We start from the raw sequence: 18,847 nt of genomic DNA, 5'->3' as shown, positions 1-18,847 counted from the left end.
TCAGGGCCCCGCACCGCGCGGGGCCCTGACGCGTTCCCCGACCCCGAGTCCTCCGGACCCGGGGCCGCTGCCGCGCGGACGCGTCCGGCGGAACGTTCCCCCTGTCAACGTCCCTCAGGCCCGGCCGAACGGCGAGGTCAGTGGCTCAGCCGCTGGTAGGCGCGGATCGCGAGCGTCGCGAACACGGCCGTCAGCAGCACCGGCCAGCCGATCGCGAGCAGCATCGCGTTCTCGGCGGCCCAGGAGCCGTTCGCGGGCAGTCCCGGGTTGCCGAACAGCTCGCGGATCGCGGTCACGGTGGCGGACAGCGGGTTCCACTCGGCGATCACGCGGATCCAGCCGGGCAGCAGTTCGGGCGCGACGAAGACGTTGGACACCGCGGTCAGCGGGAACGCCAGCGGGAAGACGATCGTGCTCACCGTGTCCGCGTTGGGCACCACGAGCCCCAGGTAGATGCCGATCCACGTGATCGCCACCCGGAGCGCGAGCACGAGGGCGACGGCCAGGAGCGCGTGCCCGATGCCGCGGTGCCACTCCCAGCCGACCAGCAGCCCGCAGACGACGAGCACGCTCATCTCCAGCAGGGCGCGTGCCAGGTCCGCCGCGCTCCGGCCGGTCAGCAGGGCGGAACGCGCGACGGGCATCGACCGGAACCGGTCCACCACGCCCCGCCCGGCGTCCACCGCCATGGCCGTTCCGGTGGCGCCCATGCCGTAGAGCATGGTCATCGCGAACACGCCGGGCAGCAGGAACTCCCGGTAGTCCCCGCCGCCGGGCACGGACATGCCGCTGCCGAAGACGTAGCCGAAGACCAGCACGAACATGATCGGCAGCGCGAAATAGAGGACCACTTCCTCCGGCGCGCGCACCAGGTGCGCCATGTTCCGCCGGGTCATGATCCAGCCGTCCGCCGCCGCGAGCCGCGCGCGCCTCATGCCGCCGCCTCCTTCCGCCCGGGCCGCTGGCCGGTCAGGCGCAGGAACGCCTCGTCCAGCGTGGGCCGCCTGGTGCCGATGTCCTCCACGGCTATGCCCGCCTCGTCCAGCGCCCTGACCACGCCGGTCAGCGCCGCGACCCGGTCCGTGACCTGCGCGCCGACGCGGCGGGTGTCCCGGTCGATCTCGGCGGCGGCCCGGCACACGCGGGTCACGACGGCGGCGACGGACGGCAGCTCCGCCTCGTGCCTGGCGACGATCTCGACCCGGTCCCCGCCGATGCGCGCCTTCAGCTCGTCCGCCGTGCCCTCGGCGACGACGCGGCCCGCGTCGACCACCGAGATGCGCGCGGCGAGTTGGTCGGCCTCCTCCAGGTACTGCGTCGTGAGCAGCACGGTCGTGCCGCCGGCGACCAGGGAGCGCACCGCGTCCCACACCTGGTTGCGGCTGCGCGGGTCGAGTCCCGTGGTCGGCTCGTCGAGGAACAGCACGCGCGGCACCACCACCATGCTGGCCGCCAGGTCGAGGCGGCGGCGCATGCCGCCCGAGTACTGGCCGGCGTTGCGCCCGGCCGCGTCCGTCAGGCCGAACGTGTCGAGCAGTTCGTCCGCGCGCCGCCGTGCCGCGGCGGGGCGCAGTTTGAGCAGCCGTCCGAACATCACCAGGTTCTGCCGGCCGCTCAGCTGCTCGTCGACGGCCGCGTACTGGCCGGTGAGCGCGATGACGCCGCGCACGTCGGCGGGCCGGCGCGCCACATCGATCCCGCAGATCTCCGCCCGGCCCGCGTCGAAGCGCAGCAGAGTGGTCAGGGCCCGCACCGCGGTGGTCTTGCCGGCGCCGTTCGGGCCGAGCACCCCGTGCACCGTTCCGGCGCGCACGGTGAGGTCGAACCCGTCGAGCGCCCGTTTCTTCCCGAATTGTTTGCGCAGCCCCTCGGCCACGATCGCCTGTCCGGTCATCTCGCCACTTCCATCCCCGTTGTCGTACGGCAGCGCGTCGCGCGCCGCGGCAGAAACTGTGTACGGCGTAAACTTCGGTGTACACGGTACACAGTTTTAGGATGCGGTCAAGCGCCGATCGAGAGCCGACCGGGGTGGGTGAGGGAGGACGATGACTGCCGAACGGACCGGGGCGCGGGACGTCGAGACGATGATCGACCTGCTCTGGCGCACCAGGCCGCCCGGCAGCAGGGGGCCGCGCGGCGCGCTGAGCCTCGACCGCATCGTCGAAACGGCCATGGAGATCGCGGACGCGGACGGCGTCGGCGGCGTCTCGATGCGCAAGATCGCCGAACGACTCGACGTCACCACCATGTCCCTCTACCGCTACATCCCGCGCAAGGAGGACTTGCTCGACCTCATGTTCGACGCGGTGATGGGGAAGCCGGACACCGGCGCCTGGCCCGAGGACTGGCGCGGGCGTCTCACCTGCTACGCCCTCGACGCCCGCGCGACGATGCTCGCCCGCCCTTGGCTGTGCGACATCCCGCTCAGCGGCCCGCCGCTCGGGCCCAACAACCTCAGCTGGCTTGAGGCCGCCCTCGCCTCGCTCGACGGCACCGGCCTGAGCGACGGCGACATGGTCGGACTGATCATGATCCTGACCAACTACGTCCTGTCCGACGTGCGGCAGGTCGTCTCCATCAACCGCGCCGTGCCGCGCACCGGGTTCACCTACGAGGAGTGGGGCGAGATCTACGGCAGGACGCTGGCCACGCGCATCGACCCCGCCCGGTTCCCCCACGTCGTCCGCGTGGCGACCTCGGGCGTCTTCGGCCCGGAGGCGGCCAGCGGGGACGAGGACTTCATGTACGGCGTCGACTTCCTCCTCGACGGCGTCGAGGCCCTCGTCCGCCGCGGCGACGCACCGGACTGAGCCGTCCGGCCGGTCCGCGGGACTCCCCGGTGGCTTCGCGATTGGAAACGCCACCGGCGGGGTACCCGGGCGCCATGTGGCTGCTGAGACCCCCCGGCGTGTACGCCCCGCAGGACGACACCTCGCTGCTGAGGGAAGCGCTGCTGCGCGAACCCCTGGCACCACGCGCCCGCGTCCTCGACGTCGGCACGGGCACCGGCGCGCTGGCGCTCGCCGCCGCGCGCAAGGGGGCGGCGCACGTCACGGCCGTGGACGCGTCGCGGCGGGCCGTGCTCACCACGAAGCTGAACGCGCTGCTGGCCGGCCTGCCCGTGCACGTCAGGCACGGCGACCTGTTCCGGCCCGTCCACGGGCAGACGTTCGACCTGGTCCTCGCCAACCCGCCCTACGTCGTCTCGCCGCGCGCGCGGCTCCCGCGCCGCGGCCGGGCCAGGGCCTGGGACGCGGGCGAGGACGGCCGCGCGGTGCTCGACCGCATCTGCGCCCAACTGCCCCTGCTGCTGCGGCCCGGCGGGGTCGCGCTGATCGTCCACTCGGCGCTGTGCGACCCGGACCGCACCGTGGCGCACCTGGCCGCCGGCGGTTGCAAGGCGGAGGTCGCCGACCGGCGGCTGATCCCGTTCGGCCCGGTCATGTCGGCGCGCGCCGACTGGCTGCGCGGCCGGGGGCTCATCGGGCCCGACGAGGACCGGGAGGAGCTGGCCGTTGTCCGCGCAGAACGTCCCGCCTGACGCGCGGAACGCCCCGACCGGCGCGCAGGACGCCCCGACCGGCGCGCAGGACGCCCCGACCGGCGCGCCGGGCACCCCGCCCGCCGGGCCGGGCGGCGCGTCCGCTGCCCCGGGCGCTCCCTCCGGGGCGCCGCGCGAGGCCCGGCGGGTCTCCCAGGAGCCCGGCGGCCCTGTACTCATCGAGGGGCCCGTCGAGTTCGTCCTCGACGACGGAACGGTCGTCCGCTCCGACCGCCCCGTCGTCGCCCTGTGCACGTGCCGCCGCAGCCGCCGCTTCCCGTTCTGCGACACCAGTCACCGCCGCAGGAGCAAGCCGCTCCGGCGCACGCCGGGGCGCGAGCCGGGGAAGGCAGCGCGCGTGCCAGGAGAAGATGAATCACAGGGGAGCGCGTAGCGCGGAACGCCCCGCCTCCCACGCCTCGATCAGCCGTTCGCCGAGCCGGTCCTCAAGCCAGACGGTGGCCCCGACCCCGAACGCGACATCCCGTTCGAGCTCCGGCTCGTCCGCGAGCAGGCCGCCCACGACTTCCCGCCGCATCATTTGCTCGTGCACCGCGTCCGCCTCGACGTGCTCGGTGTAGAAGCCGACCGCCGCGGGCCCGGCCCCGACCCGTTCCATGCCCTGCGCGATCCGCCGCGACCCGGGCGACGACGTGATCTCGACGGTCGCGAAGTGCCCGACGAGCGCCCCCCGCAGCGCACGGTGCAACCCGAACATCGACATGAGGTTCACCGTGGCGAGCAGCTCGGCGGTTCCCGACTCCATGTAGTGGCCGTACCGGGTGTCGAGGCCCAGGTCCGCCATCAGGTCCGCGTACAGCCGCACATGCATGCGGTCGGGGTGCCCGCCCCCGTACTCGTCGTACTCGACCGCGACGAACCCCGCCTTCGCCCGGCCGGTCAGGCGCGGGATCACCCAGGCGTGCGGATCGCCCTCCTTGAGGTGGTACAGCGAACGCAGCGCCGCGTACTCGCGCACCTGCTCGATCCCCGCGCGGTCGCGCAGGAAGTAGGAGACGCCCGTGCCGTTCACCGGTTCGACCAGCAGCTCGTCGAGCAGCCCGGCCGCGTCCTCGCGCGCGGGAACGTCCGCGCGCAGCGCCCCGAGGAAGCGCCGTTCCAGCGCGCCGCGCAGCGCCAGCAGCCGGGGGTCCCACTCCCAGGCGTCGTCGACCCCCTCGATGCCCCGGTAGTGCAGCTCGTAGCAGAGGTAGAGCGCCAGGTGCAGGTCCTCGCCGTAGGGCGCGGCGCCCTCCGCGTCGACCCCGCGGAACGGGTCGGCCCCGGCCTCGCCCGGCCGCAGGCCCAGCACCCGCACCACCGCCGACGACAGCTCGCCACGTCCAGCCGGCATCTTCATCTCGACTTGCTCCCTCCCGTACTCATCCCGCGCCGGGGCTTTCCTTCCGGCGCGCGGAACCGGCGGCCCGAGTACCCGCGTTCCCGCGCCCCGAACCGCCCGGCGCGCCCCCGGCCCGCGCTCAGGGCGCGGCGGCGGGGACGCGTTCCGCCGGAATCGCCGCGTCCCGCGCCGGCGAAGCGACAGGTCAGGGGAGCGCTCCCATGATGATCGTGAACATGTCGATTTTGCTCGCCGACGATGCCTTGTCAGTCCAGTGGAGGCCGCCCTATTCTCCCAAAAAGAAAACGCTTTCCAGGCGTTCTCATGGAGGTGACGACCATGAGGGGCCTGGCGCGGCTCCGGTTCTGCGAGCCGCTGGCCACCTGGCGCGCGCCGCATCCGGGGTAAGGGCGCGCGTCCCGGAAGGAAAGGTGCACGACGTCACGACGGAGTCGTTCCGAGCCGCCCATCGCGGACCCCGCGACGACGGCTTCGCGTGGCGAACGGCCGGCCGTGCCGCCGGTTCCCGTCGCCGCCACCCCGGCGGCGCGACGGTGGCAGAGGCATGACCGGGCGACGTTTTGAAAGCGCTTTCCCGCGCACTTCGCGGCCGGTTCCGGCGACCCCGGACGTTCATGCCGCGTCGGCTCCGGCGCCCCGGCCGGGCCCGGGCGAAGCGGTCCCCATCCGGCACCGCGCTCCCGCCGGGCCGCCCGGGCGACCCACCCGGCGGCGGGCCGCCGGTCCCGGCGTTCCCGGGGACGGCCGCGGTGCGCGGCGACACCCCCTCGTACTCGACGACGGAAGGCGAGCGGATACATGAGACGAATAGCCTCGCTACGGCTCTACGCCGTGCTGGCCCTGATGGCCGTCGTGGCCGCGACCGGCGTGGTGCTGTCGATGCCCAAGGCGTCGGCCGCCACCGGCAGCGCCACCGGATACGCCTCGCAGAACGGCGGTACCACCGGCGGCGCGGGCGGGCAGACCGTCCGCGCCACCACGGGAACCGCGATCCACGCGGCCCTGTGCAACCGGGCGAGCAGCAGCACCCCGATCATCATTCAGGTCGAGGGCACCATCAACCACGGCAACACCAGCAAGGTGTCGGGCGACAGTTGCAGCACCGCCGCGGGCGTGATCGAGCTGAAGCAGATCAGCAACGTCACGATCGTCGGGGTCGGCAGCGGCGCCACGTTCGACCAACTGGGCATCCACATCCGTGAGTCCAGGAACATCATCATCCAGAACGTGACCATCAAGAACGTCAAGAAGTCGGGCTCGCCCACCTCCAACGGCGGCGACGCCATCGGCATGGAGAGCGGCGTCCGCAACGTCTGGGTCGACCACGTCACCCTGGAGGCGTCGGGCGGGGAGTCGGAGGGCTTCGACGGCCTCTTCGACATGAAGAACGACACGCAGTACGTGACCCTGTCCTACAGCATCCTGCGCAACTCCGGCCGCGGCGGGCTCGTCGGGTCGAGCGAGAGCGACCGCTCGAACGGTTTCGTCACGTACCACCACAACCGCTACGAGAACATCGACTCCCGCACGCCCCTGCTGCGCGGCGGCATCGGCCACATCTACAACAACCACTTCGTGGACATCCACGAGTCCGGCATCAACTCCCGGGCGGGCGCCCGTGCCCGGGTGGACAACAACTACTTCGAGGACTCCAAGGACGTGCTGGGCACGTTCTACACCGACGAGGCCGGCTACTGGCAGGTCAACGGCAACACGTTCGACAACATCCAGTGGTCGAGCCGCAGCGGCGACACCAACCCGGCGGGCCCCAACCCGCAGTCGAACACCTCCGTCAGCATCCCCTACTCCTACAACCTCGACTCCGCCGCCTGCGTGCCCGACGTCGTGAACCGGACGGCGGGCGCCAACACCGGCCTGCGCGTGTCGGACGGCAACTGCACGCCGCAGACGCCCGACCCGACCGAGCCGGAGCCGGAGCCGACCGACCCCCCGACCGAGCCGGAACCCGAGCCGACCGATCCCCCGACCGGGACCAACCTCAGCATCGGCGCCGGCTCCGACGGCAGCAGCAAGGCGAGCGGCACGAGCTACGGCGACGTGCGGGACGGCGACATGAGCACCTACTGGTCGCCGAACGGGTCGACCGGCTCCGTCTCGATCAAGTGGGACTCGGCCACCACGGTGTCCAGGATCAACATCCGCGAGGCCGCGGGCGCGACGGGCAACATCGGCTCCTACCGGGTCCTCAACGCCGACACCGGGGCGGTCCTCGCCTCGGGCAACGGGGCGGGTGTGGTCTCCTTCCCCGCGACGTCGGTGCGCAAGATCACGTTCCAGATCACCAGCTCGTCCGGCACGCCGAGGATCGCCGAGTACGAGACCTACGCCGGTTAGGCGCGGGCGCGCCGCGCCGCCCGCCCCGGGTCCGCAGACCCCGGATCCCGGCGGCGGCGAGCGCGCCCGGTGCCGCGCGGTCCACCGCGCGGCACGCACGCGAGCGGCCCCCGGCACCACGCCGGGGGCCGCTCGGCCGCCTGGCCCGTCGCCTGGCCCGCGACCTTGCGGAACGCCGCCGCGACCGCCCGGAGCGCCGTTCGGCCCCCGGCACTGTCGGACCCGGCGGGCATCCTGTCCTCCATGGACGCAACCGGACTCCGGCCGCCGCGCGACCGGAACGACCTGCTGACGGTGCTGCGCACGGGCCTCGGCCTGATCGGGGCCGCCGCCTCCCGGCCGCGCCACCGGCTCGTGGGCACCGCCGCGGCGGCCTTGCAGGGCGTGGACCTTCCGGTGGGCGACGTGGACCTGCTCTTCGCCCGGCGCCGGGACGTCGACGCCGCCGCGGCGGCGCTCGCGCACCTGCCGTGCGTGGCGCCGCCGCGCTGGATCGAGGTCTCGCGGCAGTACTACGCCTGCTACGCGCTGAACGGCGTCGGATTCAGCTTCAGCACCGTGGAGCAGGCGGGCGACGAGGACGGGTGGGAGTGCAAGGGCCCGGGACCCTGGCGGCACTTCGTCACGGCCGACTGCGACGGCCTCTCCGTCGACTGCGTGCGCCTTGAGCTGCGGCTGACCACCGAGTTCCTCCGCGACCGCCCCGACCGTTACCGCCCCTTGCTCGACCACCTCCGCGCCCGCGGCGCGGACCTCGCGCTCCTGCGGCGGAGCCTGGCCGCGCGCGGCATACCCGAGCCCCTCGCCCGCCTGACCCGCGACCTCCCGCCGGCGGCGGACCGGCGGGGCGGAGCGCCGGGCAGGTCACCGGCGCTCTGAACGGCGAACGCGCGGTGGCGGCGGCGCCAGGTCGCCGCCGCACCGGTCCAGCCCAGTCCTCAGGGAAGCAGGGGGATGTTGTGGACGCTGACGTCGGGCTCGCCGTCTCCCCACCGGCAGGCCCTCGTGCCGTCGAGCTCCTCCCGGCAGGCGTCGGCCCACCGGATTCCGACGATCTCCCAGGTGTCGGACCCGTCCTCCTCCCCGTCGTTGTTCGGCTCCGGGTACCACCGCTCTGACCAGGCCTGCGCGCCGTCCTCGCACAGCGTGACCTGCCCCGGGTCGATGTGGTGGTGACCCGTGGGTCCCTGGTCGACCCTGAAGTCGGCGCGTGCCACGGCGCACAGGCCGTCGTCCAGGGTGTCGTGCAGGTAGAACTGGAGGTAGTGGCCCTCGGCGTCCTCGCCGTAGTGGACGATCGCGTAGGCCCCGTCGTCCTGGAAGTTGATCGTCCGCGTCTCCCGGATCTCCGCGTGGGCGGCCGGTGCCGTCAGCAGCGTGGTGGCCACCAGGGCCACCGGGATACCGAGCCAGCGCAGCAGGCGGTGGCCCGACCACCGTCGCGGCACGTGGCGTGCAAAGGCTGTCCTCACTCTTGCCTCCCGAATGTGGCGTCGTGCCCGATGCCGCCGGAACGCACCCTTCTCGAACGGCCCGAGCGTGTCGCGAACGGCCCGAGCATGGCGGGACTCCGCGTCGGGCCCCAGCCTTTCGACCGTCGTCGCATGCCTTGACGGGAGCCCGGCCACCGGCCTGCTCCGGGCCGGTGCACCGCGGGCGGCCGGCATGGGAAACGGGGCCGCCCCCACCGATGCGGGGCGGCCCCGTCCGTCCTGGCCGGGCCGCACGGGCCCCGCCCCGGGCGAGCGTCAGGGGAGGTTGCGGGCCATCACCACGCGCTGGATCTGGTTCGTGCCCTCGTAGATCTGCGTGATCTTCGCGTCCCGCATCATCCGCTCCACCGGGTAATCCCGCGTGTAGCCGTAGCCGCCGAGCAGCTGGACCGCGTCCGTCGTGATCTCCATCGCCGCGTCGGACGCGTAGCACTTGGCCGCCGCGCCGAAGAAGGTCAGGTCGCCGTCCATCCGCTGGGACTTCGCCGCCGCCGCGTAGGTCAGCTCGCGGGCCGCCGCCAGCTTCATCGCCATGTCGGCCAGCATGAACTGCACGCCCTGGAAGTCCCCGACCGGCTTGCCGAACTGCTTGCGCTCGCGCACGTAGCCCTTGGCGTAGTCGAGCGCGCCCTGGGCGATGCCGAGGGCCTGGGCGGCGATGGTGATCCGCGTGTGGTCGAGCGTGCGCATGGCCGTCGCGAAGCCCGTGCCCTCCTCGCCGAGCATGCGGTCGGCGGGGATGCGCACGTTGTCGAGGTACACCTCGCGGGTCGGCGAGCCCTTGATGCCCAGCTTTTTCTCGGGGGCGCCGAACGACACGCCCTCGTCGCCCTTCTCGACCACGAACGCGGAGATCCCGCCGCGCGTCCGCTTGTCCGGGTCGGTGACGGCCATCACCGTGTAGTAGTCGCTGACGCCGGCGTTGGTGATCCACCGCTTGACGCCGTTGAGCACGTAGTGGTCGCCGTCCCGCACGGCCCGCGTCTTCATGCCGCCCGCGTCCGAGCCCGCGTCCGGCTCGGAGAGGCAGTAGGAGAACATCGCCTCGCCCTTGGCCAGCGGCGTCAGGTACTTGGCCTGCAACTCCCGCGATCCGGACAGCATCAGCGGCAGCGAGCCGAGCTTGTTGACGGCGGGGATCAGGGACGAGGAGGCGCACACGCGCGCGACCTCCTCGATGACGATCACCGTCGCCAGCGCGTCGGCCCCCGCCCCGCCGAACTCCTCGGGTACGTGCACCGCGTGCAGGTCGTTGCTCACCAGCGCGTCGAGGGCTTCCTGGGGGAAGCGGGCCTGTTCGTCCACCTCGGCCGCGAACGGGGCGATCTTCGCCTCGGCCAGCGCGCGTACCGAGTCGCGGAGCATGTCGTGCTCCTCCGCCGGGCGGTAGAGGTCGAAGTCTGCGGCTCCTGCCACGTGTCTCACTCCCTGCGAGCGACGATGCTAATGACTGTTAAGTAACATGCCATCCTAGGGCGAGGGAACCCGCACTGGCGCGTGAGCTTCCCGACAGCCGCCGTCTATGCTCGTTCCCATGGCTCCGAAGATCGCAGTGATCGGACTCGGATATCTGGGCGCGACCCACGCCGCCGCCATGGCGGAGCTGGGGTTCGAGGTGCTCGGCCTCGACATCGTCCCCGAGAAGACCCAGGCGCTCTCCCGCGGGCAGACGCCGATCTACGAGCCGGGGCTCGAAGACCTGCTCGCCCGGCACGTGGCCGGGCTGCCGGGTTCTTCCGGCCGGCTGTCGTTCACCACCTCCTTCGCGGAGCTGGCGGAGTTCGGCGACATCCACTTCATCTGCGTCAACACCCCGCAGAAGCCGGGCGAGTACGCGTGCGACATGAGCTATGTCGACAGCGCGGTCGAATCCCTCGCCCCGCACCTGACCCGGCCCGCGCTCGTGGTCGGCAAGTCGACCGTGCCGGTCGGCAGCGCGAGCCGCCTCGCGCGCCGCATCGCCGAACTCGCCCCCGCGGGCGAGGCCGCCGAGCTGGCGTGGAACCCGGAGTTCCTGCGCGAGGGCTTCGCCGTCGAGGACACCCTGCGCCCCGACCGCATCGTCGTCGGCGTCGCCGGCGGCGGGGGAACGGCGGCCACGGGCGGCGAGAGCCGCGCCGAGTCGCTGCTGCGCGAGGTCTACGCGAAGCCGGTCGCAGAGGGCTCGCCGTTCATCGTCACCGACCTGCCGACGGCCGAGCTGGTCAAGACGGCGGCGAACGCGTTCCTCTCCACCAAGATCTCCTTCATCAACGCCATGGCCGAGGTCTGCGAGACCGCGGGCGGCGACGTGCTCAAGCTCGCGGAGGCGCTGGGGCACGACGACCGCATCGGGCGCAAGTTCCTGCGGGCCGGGATCGGGTTCGGCGGCGGCTGCCTGCCCAAGGACATCCGCGCCTTCATGGCCCGCGCGGGCGAGCTGGGCGCGGCCGAGGCGCTGTCGTTCCTGCGCGAGATCGACGCCATCAACATGCGGCGCCGCGTCTACATGGTCGAGCTGGCCAGGGAAACGCTGGGCGGCTCCCTGCTCGGCAAGCGCATCGCGGTCCTCGGCGCCGCGTTCAAGCCGGACTCCGACGACGTCCGCGACTCGCCCGCCCTCAACATCGCGGGCCAGCTGCACCTCCAGGGCGCCGAGGTCACCGTCTACGACCCCAAGGCGATGGAGAACGCCAAACGGGTCTTCCCGACCCTGCGCTACGCCGACGGTGTCACCGAGGCGGCGCAAGGGGCGCACGCCGTGCTGCACCTGACGGAGTGGCGGGAGTTCCGCGAGATCGACCCGGCCGCGCTCGGCGACGTCGTCTCGGAACGGCACGTCCTGGACGGCCGCAACACGCTGGACCCCGTGCTGTGGCGCAAGGCCGACTGGACGTACCGGGCACTGGGCCGGCCGACGGCATAGCGGGCCACATCGGTTTGGCCCCGGCGGTTCCGGCAATCGTTTCTTCCATGCCGGACAGCACACCAAGCGAGGGCCGGGCGCCCGCCGCGGCCCCCGGGGGCGGTACCGAACGAGGCCCCGAGGGCGGCACGGAACTCAAGCGGGTGATCGGCCCCGGGCTGCTCCTGCTGTTCATCGTCGGGGACATCCTCGGCACCGGCGTGTACGCCCTCACGGGCAAGGTCGCGGCCGAGGTGGGCGGCGCGGTGTGGCTGCCGTTCCTGCTCGCGTTCGTCGTCGCCATGCTGACCGCGACGAGCTACCTGGAACTGGTCACCAAGTACCCGAGGGCCGGCGGCGCCGCCGCGTACACCAACCGGGCGTTCGGCATCCACTTCCTCACCTTCATCGTCACGTTCGCGGTGATGTGCTCGGGCCTCACCTCGGCGTCGAGCGCGTCGAAGGCGTTCGCCGCCAACCTGCTGTCGGCCCTCGGCGTCGACGGCGACCACGCCCGCGCCACGATGATCATCGCGCTCGCCTTCATGGCGGGCATCAGCCTGATCAACCTGCGCGGCGTGGGCGAGAGCGTCAAGGCCAACGTCCTGCTCACCATCGTCGAGCTGACCGGTCTGATGATCGTCATCGCGATCGGCGCGTGGGCCGTGTTCCAGGGGAACGGCGACTTCTCCCGCGTCGGTGAGTTCGACACGACGGGCGAGGGAACGGCGTTCGGCGCGGTCACGGCGGCGACGGCCCTCGCGTTCTTCGCCATGGTGGGCTTCGAGGACTCGGTGAACATGGCCGAGGAGACCAAGGACCCCGTGCGCATCTTCCCGCGCGTCATGCTCATCGGGCTCACGATCACCGGCGTCATCTACGTGCTCGTCGCGGTCGCCAGCGTCACCCTCGTGGCCCCGAGCGAACTCGGCGAGGGCGAGACGCCCCTGCTGAAGGTCGTCGAGGCGGGCGCGCCCGGCTTCCCGCTCGACCTCTTCGCGTGGATCACGATGTTCGCGGTGTCGAACTCGGCGCTCATCAACATGCTGATGGCCAGCCGCCTCCTCTACGGCATGTCCCGCGAACGCACGCTCCCAGCGCCGCTCGGCCGGGTGCTGCCGCGCCGCAGGACGCCCTGGGTCGCGATCGTGTTCACCACCCTGCTCGCGTTCCTCCTCATCGGCTGGGCCGACCTCGACTCCCTCGGCGGCACGACGTCCCTGCTGCTGCTGTGCGTGTTCGCGGTCGTGAACGTCGCCGTCCTCGTGCTGCGCCGCGACCGCGTCGCGCACCGGCACTTCAGGGCGCCCACCGCGCTGCCCGTCATCGGCGCCGTGCTGTGCGCCTACCTCGCGGGCCCGCTGGCCGGGCGGCCGGCGGACGACTACCGCATCGCGGGCTGGCTGATGGTCGTGGGCCTGGTGCTGTGGGCGGCGGTGTGGCTGGCCAACCGGGTGCTCGCGGGCCGCCGGCGCGCGGGGTGAGGCCGGGGGAGGTGAGGGCGGGGGCGCGGGCCGTCGGGTGAGGGAGGGGGGAGGGGCGCGTTCCGTGCCTTGCCAGGGGTGGGCCCCGGCTCTAGAGTCCGCTGCGGCACGTTTGGGAGCGCTCCCCTTCACGGACCCCCGCCCAGGGGCCCCACCCGCAGGAGGAGCAACATGACCTTACGCATCACCTCACGCGTCCGCGCCGTGGTCACCGCGCTCGCGGTCGCCGCGGGAACGCTGACCGCCACGGCCACCGGCACCGCGCCCGCCCTCGCGAACGTCCAGATCTGCGACCAGTACGGAACGGCCGTCGTCGGCTCGTACATCGCGCAGAACAACCGCTGGGGCACCAGCGCCACCCAGTGCATCGACGTGACCGGCTCCGGGTTCCGCATCACCCGGGCGGACGGCAGCGTCCCGACGAACGGCGCGCCGAAGTCGTACCCGTCGCTGTTCAACGGCTGCCACTACACCAACTGCTCACCCGGCACCCGGCTGCCCCGCCGGATCGACTCGATCGGCAGCGTGCCGAGCAGCATCACGTACAACTACGGCGCGGGCAGCGGCGCAGTGTACAACGCGTCGTACGACATCTGGCTCGACCCGACGCCGAGGACGAACGGCGTCAACCGCACCGAGATCATGATCTGGTTCCACCGCGTCGGCCCGGTCCAGCCCATCGGCTCGCGCACCGGCACGGCGAACGTCGGCGGGCGCACCTGGGAGGTGTGGACCGGGAGCAACGGATCGAACGACGTCATCTCGTTCGTCGCGCCCTCGGCGATCAGCAGCTGGAGCTTCGATGTGAAGGACTTCGTGAACCAGGCGGTCAACCGGGGCCTCGCACGCCAGGACTGGTACCTGACCAGCGTCCAGGCCGGCTTCGAGCCCTGGGTGGGCGGGGCCGGTCTCGGCGTCGACTCGTTCTCGGCCACCGTGAACTGAGCGGGACGGACCGCGGGCGCGGGGCGCACGCGCGGACTCTCTGCGCGGGGCGCACGCGCGAAGCGCGCCGGGCCGGGAAAACCGGGTGATTCCGGCCCGGCGCGCGTTCCACAATGGCGCATGCCGACCACCGACCACTGGCCCATGCTCGCCCTCCGCGTGACCACCCCGCGCCTCGAACTCCGCCTGCCGGACACCGACGAGCTGGCCGTGCTCGCGGATCTCGCGGCCGAGGGGCTTCACCCGCCGGAGGAGATGCCGTTCCTGGTGCCGTGGACCGACCAGCCGCCGGCCGAGCGGGCCCGTTCCGTGCTGCGGTACCACTGGCTGCGGCGGGCCGACTGGAGCCCGGAGAACTGGTCGCTGCAACTGGCCGTGTTCGTCGACGGCGAGCCGGCCGGGGTGCAGGACGTGTACGCGCGCGACTTCGCGGTGCTGCGCGAGGTCGGCACGGGCTCGTGGCTGGGGGCGCGGTACCAGGGCAAGGGCATCGGCACCGAGATGCGGGTGGCGGCGCTGCACCTGGCGTTCGCCGGGCTCGGCGCGGTCGAGGCGGTCTCGGGCGCGTTCGACCACAACGCCGCGTCGCTGCGCGTGTCGGAGAAGCTGGGCTACGAACGGGACGGCGTCCAGCGGTTCGCGATCCGCGGCCGGCCGGCCACCGAGGTGCGGCTGCGCCTGTCGCGCGAACGATGGGAGGCCGCGGCCCCCGCGTTCGACGTGCCCGTGGCCGTCCACGGCCTCGCCCCCTGCCTCCCCCTGCTCGGCGCGGCGCCCGCCGAGGCGTGATCGCCTGCGCGCGGTGGTCGGCGCGCGGCGCCCGGCCGAGGACCTGCGAGGATGCCCACCAGCACGGCTGATCGTCCGCGACCTGAGGGGTACCGCATGACCACGGTGATCGACATCGACGCCCGCGGCGCGCAGCACTGCGAGACGACCGCTCTCGGGGTGCTGCTGCGGCACCAGGGCCTCGACCTGTCGGAACCGATGCTGTTCGGACTCGGCTCCGGTCTGTCCTTCATCTACTGGGACAGCAAGAGCATCGGCTTCCCCTTCCTGGGCGGGCGGGTCAAGCCCTTCGAGCTCACCAGGAACCTGGCCGCTCGGCTGGGACTCGAACTGGAGGTCCGGGAGACTACGTCCCCCCGCAGGGCGTGGGACAACGTGGCCGCGCCGCTCGACGCGGGCCGCCCCGTCGGGCTGCAACTCGACAGCTACCACCTGGACTACTTCGGGACGAAAGTGCACTTCGGCGGTCACGTCGTCGCCATGTACGGCTACGACGACCACGACGCCTACCTCGTGGACACCCAGCAGCAGGGGGGAGCGGTGTCCACCAGCCTGGACGGCCTCGCCCGGGCCAGGGCCGCGCGCGGTCCGATGACCGCGCGCCACCGGTCCTTCACCCTCACCCTCCCGGGGGACCCGCCCGCTCCGCGGGAGTGGATCGTCGGCGCCGTCGCGGACTGCGCCGACGCCTTCCTCACTCCCCCCATCTCCAACCTGGGCCACCGGGGCATAGCGAAGGCCGCCACCCTGGTGCCCACGTGGCTCCGGCGGACCGACGCACCGGAACGCGACCTGCCGCGGGCCGCCGCCATGATGGAGAACGCCGGCACCGGCGGTGCCCTGTTCCGCAACCTCTACCGCGACTTCCTCGCCGAGTGCGCCGAGCACCTCGACTGTGGCGTACTGCGCACCGGCCACGCCCTGTACGCCGAGGCGGCCACCCTGTGGACGCAGGCCGCGGCACTCATCGCGGAGGCCGGTACCTCGGGCGACGCGCGGTGCCTGGCGCGGGCGGGCACGGTCATCGGTGAACTCTCCCGCGTGGAACGCGAGGCCATGGAGGCGCTGCGGACCGTTCGGGAGGCGGCGTGACGAGGGGCGGGAACCGGGCAGCGGCCGCCCTCAGCGAGCCCGGCCCGGTCCGGGATCGGGGGTTTCGGCGGCTTCCGCGGCTTCGGCGGCCGGAGCGTGCGGCGGGCCGGTGATCACGGCGGTGACGCGGGTGCCGCGCGGCAGCGCGGGGGCGGTGTCGTAGACGCAGTGCAGCATCTTGGCGACGTAGCGCGGCTCGACGGCCAGGCCGTGGCGTTCCTCGAACGCGCTGGCGAACGCGGTGAGCGCGGCGGGCAGCCGCGCGTAGCCGCCGCCGTGGTGCGTGTGGCTGATGTGCCAGTTGGGGAACGTCCGGGCCCAGCCGGACCGGTGCAGCCGGGTCACCTCGTCCTCCAGGTAGCCCGCGCCGCCCTTGAGGACCGCGACGCCCCAGGCCCGCGCGCCCGCCGGGAGGGCGGCGGCTATGCCGGCGAGCGTGCCGCCGGTTCCCACCGGGCAGCACACGAGGTCGCGCGGCCCGAGGCCGGGCAGTTCCTCGACGAGACCGGCCGTGCCGCGCGCGGCGAGGGCGTTGCTGCCGCCCTCGGGAAGTACGTAGCAGCGGCCCCAGCGGCGTTCGATGCGGCGGCGGGTGGCCGGGTCGTCCAGGTGCGCGAGCGTCTCGCGGTAGGTGCGGCGGTCCACGAACGCCAGCTCCATCCCGTTGCGCTCGGCCTCGGCGAGCGACCAGTTCCGCGGGGCGTCGGCCAGCTCGTCGCCCCTGATCACGCCGACGCTCGCCAGGCCGCAGGCAGCGGCGGCGGCTGCGACGGCGTGGATGTGGTGGGACCAGGCGCCGCCGAACGTGAGCAGCCGGGTGTGGCCCTCGTCGAGCGCGGCGCGCAGGTTCGGGACCAGCTTGCGCCACTTGTTGCCCGATATCCCGCCGGGTGCGATCAGGTCGTCCCGCTTGAGCCGCAGTTCGATGCCCGAGTCGGCCAGGTCCGGATCGGTCAGCGTCACGAGGGGGGACGGCAGGGCCGCGGGTAGCACCATCGGAGCAAGTGTACGAACGCGCTCGGGAGCGCGCCGTACCGCGCCGTACCGTGCTGCCCCGCGCCGGTCAGGGCCGGTCAGCGCCGTTCCATGCCGGTCAGCGCCGTTCCATGCGGGGCGCGCGCCCGGCGCGGAACGGCACGGACGCGCGGCTACCGGCCGTCGTCGGACGGGCTCGGCTCCGGCGGTCGCGGGGCCTCGGGCGGCATCGGGCCACCGTCGTGCTTTCCGCCGTCCATGGCCGGGTGGACGAACGGCACGCCGCGCCAGCCCTCCGCGTCGGGCGTCCGGGACGCATAGGTCTCGACCGTGGCCGGTCCGGCCTGGGCGTCTGTCTCCGTCATGGCGTTCTCCTTGTCTCTGTCGGTTCGTCTCTGTCCGCGTTCCGGTCGGTGATCCGATCCGGCCCGGGTGCTCCGTGCGGGCGGCCCGCGCGCCGGTCGGGGCCGGGGAAACGGAGGGCCCGCCGAGCGTTCCGGCAGCGCGGGAACAGCGCGCGATCGCGCTGCGGGCCCCGGGCCGCGCGGGTGGCGGGCAGGGGAGAACGTACCGCCGCGAACCGGCGGGCGGGGCGCGGCGAAGGCCGAACAGGAGGCGGGCGGAAGCGGGCGGGGTCAGGCCGGGGCGTTCCCCGTCCGGCCCGGAGACCGCGAAGCCCAACGGGGACCCGGCCGTGCGCGCGCTTCGGTCGTGTGCGGTGCCGGGGAACCGGTCAGGGTGTGCGTCGTTTCGCGCGATAGGCGCGCATCTTGGAACGCGCGCCGCACAGTTGCATCGAACACCAGCGGCGGCGGCCCGCCGGGCTGTGGTCGTAGTACGCCCAGCGGCAGCTTTCCGCCTCGCACGCCTTGAGGCGCTGCCACGTTCCGTCGGCCTCCGCAGCGGCGACGGCCGCCGCGACGCGGGCCGTCAGGGCCCGCGCGCCGCTCAGACCGGCGGCCGGGTGCAGCCGGGCGGCCCCGGTGGCGGCATCGACGCGCAGGACCAGCGGGGCGTCCGCGAACAGGTCCGCCAGGTCGGCGGCCGTACTCGCCGGCATCGCGCGCCCGGTGTGCGCGGCGCACGCGGCGCGCAGCGCCTCGCGCAGGCGCGTCACGGTCGGCACGTCGTCCGGCGCCAGCGCGACCGAGGCGTCGCGCGCGAACGCGTCGAGCCCGTCCGGCGCGGTCAGCGCGTCGCGCCCCGCCTCCAGGTCGACCGTGTTGATCAGCGTCTCGACGAGGACGAGGCCGCTCGGCGTCGTTCGCTCTCCCATGTCCCTTGCAACGTTACCGGCGAACCGCCATGATGAGGTAACCGTTACTGGTTGAAGCGCTATACAGGTAACGCTGCCCTGATGGTTCACGAGGAAGACGAGGTGCCATGGCTGTCGCCACGATGGGAGTAACCGTTCTCGACTGCCGCAATCCGCGCGAACTCGCGGAGTTCTACGCGGCGGTGCTCGGCTGGCGGATCGACGACGAGGAGGAGGGGCGCTGGGTGGAGCTGATCGGCCCGCACGGGCGGCAGCTCGCGTTCCAGGCGTCCCCTGACCACCAGCCGCCGCGCTGGCCCAGCACCGAGATGCCGCAGCAGTTCCACCTCGACCTGGACGTGCCGAGGGACCAGCTCGAAGCGGCGGAGGCCGAGGTGCTGCGGCTGGGCGCGACCCTCCTTGAGGGCGACAGCGGCGGCACGCGCGACTGGCGCGTCTACGCCGACCCGGCGGGCCACCCGTTCTGCCTCTGCGTCCGCTGACCCCGGGGCCGCGCCGCCAGAAGCCCGTGCCGAACGCCGCAGCCCGGAGCGGGTAACGCCCCCTCCGGGCCGCGCCGTTCGGCACGGCGCGCAGCGGGGGCTGCGGAAACACCGCCCGGGTCACTCGACGGGCAGACCCCGTTCCCGGCGACGGTCGAGGACAGAGGA

Annotated in this window: 18 protein-coding genes and 1 pseudogene; 11 read left to right on the top strand and 8 right to left on the bottom strand. The window is 73.1% G+C overall.

What is annotated here, in order from left to right; all coding sequences use genetic code 11:
- Positions 1 to 137: 137 nt before the first annotated feature.
- Both LC193_RS10955 and LC193_RS10950 read right to left on the bottom strand, forming a co-directional pair.
- Positions 138 to 935 (bottom strand): ABC transporter permease, encoded by a 798-nt coding sequence (locus tag LC193_RS10955; protein ID WP_226073665.1) that lies wholly within the window; start codon positions 933 to 935, stop codon positions 138 to 140.
- Positions 932 to 1,894, bottom strand: a complete 963-nt coding sequence (locus LC193_RS10950; protein ID WP_226073664.1) for an ATP-binding cassette domain-containing protein — start codon at positions 1,892 to 1,894, stop codon at positions 932 to 934. Before LC193_RS10950 ends, LC193_RS10955 begins: the two co-directional genes overlap by 4 nt.
- Before the next feature lie 151 nt (positions 1,895 to 2,045).
- On the opposite strand from LC193_RS10950, the gene LC193_RS10945 reads away from it, so the two are divergent.
- The 3 genes from LC193_RS10945 to LC193_RS29175 all read left to right on the top strand — a co-directional run bounded on the left by LC193_RS10945 (position 2,046) and on the right by LC193_RS29175 (position 3,935).
- Positions 2,046 to 2,810, top strand: coding sequence for a TetR/AcrR family transcriptional regulator (locus LC193_RS10945; protein ID WP_226073663.1), 765 nt, complete (start codon positions 2,046 to 2,048; stop codon positions 2,808 to 2,810).
- Positions 2,811 to 2,884: 74 nt separating this feature from the next.
- Positions 2,885 to 3,541 (top strand): HemK2/MTQ2 family protein methyltransferase, encoded by a 657-nt coding sequence (locus LC193_RS10940; RefSeq protein WP_226073662.1) that lies wholly within the window; start codon positions 2,885 to 2,887, stop codon positions 3,539 to 3,541.
- Positions 3,516 to 3,935 (top strand): CDGSH iron-sulfur domain-containing protein, encoded by a 420-nt coding sequence (locus LC193_RS29175; protein WP_404819390.1) that lies wholly within the window; start codon positions 3,516 to 3,518, stop codon positions 3,933 to 3,935. The genes LC193_RS10940 and LC193_RS29175 overlap by 26 nt, the downstream gene beginning before the upstream one ends.
- Here LC193_RS29175 and LC193_RS10930 read toward each other — a convergent pair.
- On the bottom strand, positions 3,918 to 4,901 hold the full coding sequence (locus LC193_RS10930; protein ID WP_226073661.1) for an iron-containing redox enzyme family protein: 984 nt from the start codon (positions 4,899 to 4,901) through the stop codon (positions 3,918 to 3,920). The two genes, LC193_RS29175 and LC193_RS10930, sit on opposite strands and share 18 nt — an antisense overlap.
- 801 nt (positions 4,902 to 5,702) lie before the next feature.
- On the opposite strand from LC193_RS10930, the gene LC193_RS10925 reads away from it, so the two are divergent.
- Positions 5,703 to 7,259, top strand: coding sequence for a pectate lyase family protein (locus LC193_RS10925; protein WP_226073660.1), 1,557 nt, complete (start codon positions 5,703 to 5,705; stop codon positions 7,257 to 7,259).
- 243 nt (positions 7,260 to 7,502) lie between these two features.
- Entirely contained in the window at positions 7,503 to 8,138 is a 636-nt protein-coding gene (locus LC193_RS10920; RefSeq protein ID WP_226073659.1) for a hypothetical protein, read from the top strand.
- 59 nt (positions 8,139 to 8,197) lie between these two features.
- On the opposite strand, the gene LC193_RS10915 is transcribed toward LC193_RS10920, so the two are convergent.
- Positions 8,198 to 8,731: a hypothetical protein gene (locus tag LC193_RS10915; protein WP_226073657.1), complete on the bottom strand. Its 534-nt coding sequence runs from the start codon at positions 8,729 to 8,731 to the stop codon at positions 8,198 to 8,200.
- A gap of 276 nt (positions 8,732 to 9,007) precedes the next feature.
- Positions 9,008 to 10,117: an acyl-CoA dehydrogenase family protein gene (locus tag LC193_RS10910; protein WP_226078550.1), complete on the bottom strand. Its 1,110-nt coding sequence runs from the start codon at positions 10,115 to 10,117 to the stop codon at positions 9,008 to 9,010.
- 169 nt (positions 10,118 to 10,286) lie between these two features.
- On the opposite strand from LC193_RS10910, the gene LC193_RS10905 reads away from it, so the two are divergent.
- The 5 genes and pseudogenes from LC193_RS10905 to LC193_RS10885 all read left to right on the top strand — a co-directional run bounded on the left by LC193_RS10905 (position 10,287) and on the right by LC193_RS10885 (position 15,946).
- On the top strand, positions 10,287 to 11,657 hold the full coding sequence (locus LC193_RS10905) for a UDP-glucose dehydrogenase family protein (RefSeq protein WP_226073656.1): 1,371 nt from the start codon (positions 10,287 to 10,289) through the stop codon (positions 11,655 to 11,657).
- A 47-nt stretch (positions 11,658 to 11,704) separates the two neighbouring features.
- A complete protein-coding gene (locus tag LC193_RS10900) occupies positions 11,705 to 13,120 on the top strand; it encodes an APC family permease (protein ID WP_226073655.1) in 1,416 nt (471 codons plus the stop codon).
- A gap of 171 nt (positions 13,121 to 13,291) precedes the next feature.
- Positions 13,292 to 14,062 (top strand): annotated as a pseudogene (locus LC193_RS10895) (GH12 family glycosyl hydrolase domain-containing protein); the annotation flags it as partial.
- Between the two features lie 123 nt (positions 14,063 to 14,185).
- Positions 14,186 to 14,854, top strand: coding sequence for a GNAT family N-acetyltransferase (locus tag LC193_RS10890; RefSeq protein WP_226073654.1), 669 nt, complete (start codon positions 14,186 to 14,188; stop codon positions 14,852 to 14,854).
- Positions 14,855 to 14,950: 96 nt separating this feature from the next.
- Complete coding sequence (locus LC193_RS10885; RefSeq protein ID WP_226073653.1) at positions 14,951 to 15,946, top strand: BtrH N-terminal domain-containing protein; 996 nt, start codon at positions 14,951 to 14,953, stop codon at positions 15,944 to 15,946.
- A gap of 30 nt (positions 15,947 to 15,976) precedes the next feature.
- Here the strand turns inward: LC193_RS10885 and LC193_RS10880 are convergent, their stop codons facing one another.
- From LC193_RS10880 to LC193_RS10870, 3 genes are all read right to left on the bottom strand, one after another.
- Complete coding sequence (locus LC193_RS10880) at positions 15,977 to 16,942, bottom strand: 1-aminocyclopropane-1-carboxylate deaminase/D-cysteine desulfhydrase (RefSeq protein ID WP_226073652.1); 966 nt, start codon at positions 16,940 to 16,942, stop codon at positions 15,977 to 15,979.
- A gap of 152 nt (positions 16,943 to 17,094) precedes the next feature.
- A complete protein-coding gene (locus LC193_RS10875; protein ID WP_226073651.1) occupies positions 17,095 to 17,286 on the bottom strand; it encodes a hypothetical protein in 192 nt (63 codons plus the stop codon).
- Between the two features lie 368 nt (positions 17,287 to 17,654).
- A complete protein-coding gene (locus LC193_RS10870; RefSeq protein ID WP_226073650.1) occupies positions 17,655 to 18,197 on the bottom strand; it encodes a CGNR zinc finger domain-containing protein in 543 nt (180 codons plus the stop codon).
- A gap of 107 nt (positions 18,198 to 18,304) precedes the next feature.
- On the opposite strand from LC193_RS10870, the gene LC193_RS10865 reads away from it, so the two are divergent.
- A complete protein-coding gene (locus LC193_RS10865) occupies positions 18,305 to 18,679 on the top strand; it encodes a VOC family protein (protein WP_226073648.1) in 375 nt (124 codons plus the stop codon).
- The last annotated feature ends 168 nt before the right edge of the window (positions 18,680 to 18,847 follow it).

It is taken from the genome of Streptomyces marincola (genome assembly GCF_020410765.1).
Lineage (GTDB): Bacteria > Actinomycetota > Actinomycetes > Streptomycetales > Streptomycetaceae > Streptomyces > Streptomyces marincola.
This window is presented reverse-complemented; position numbering and strand designations above follow the sequence as displayed.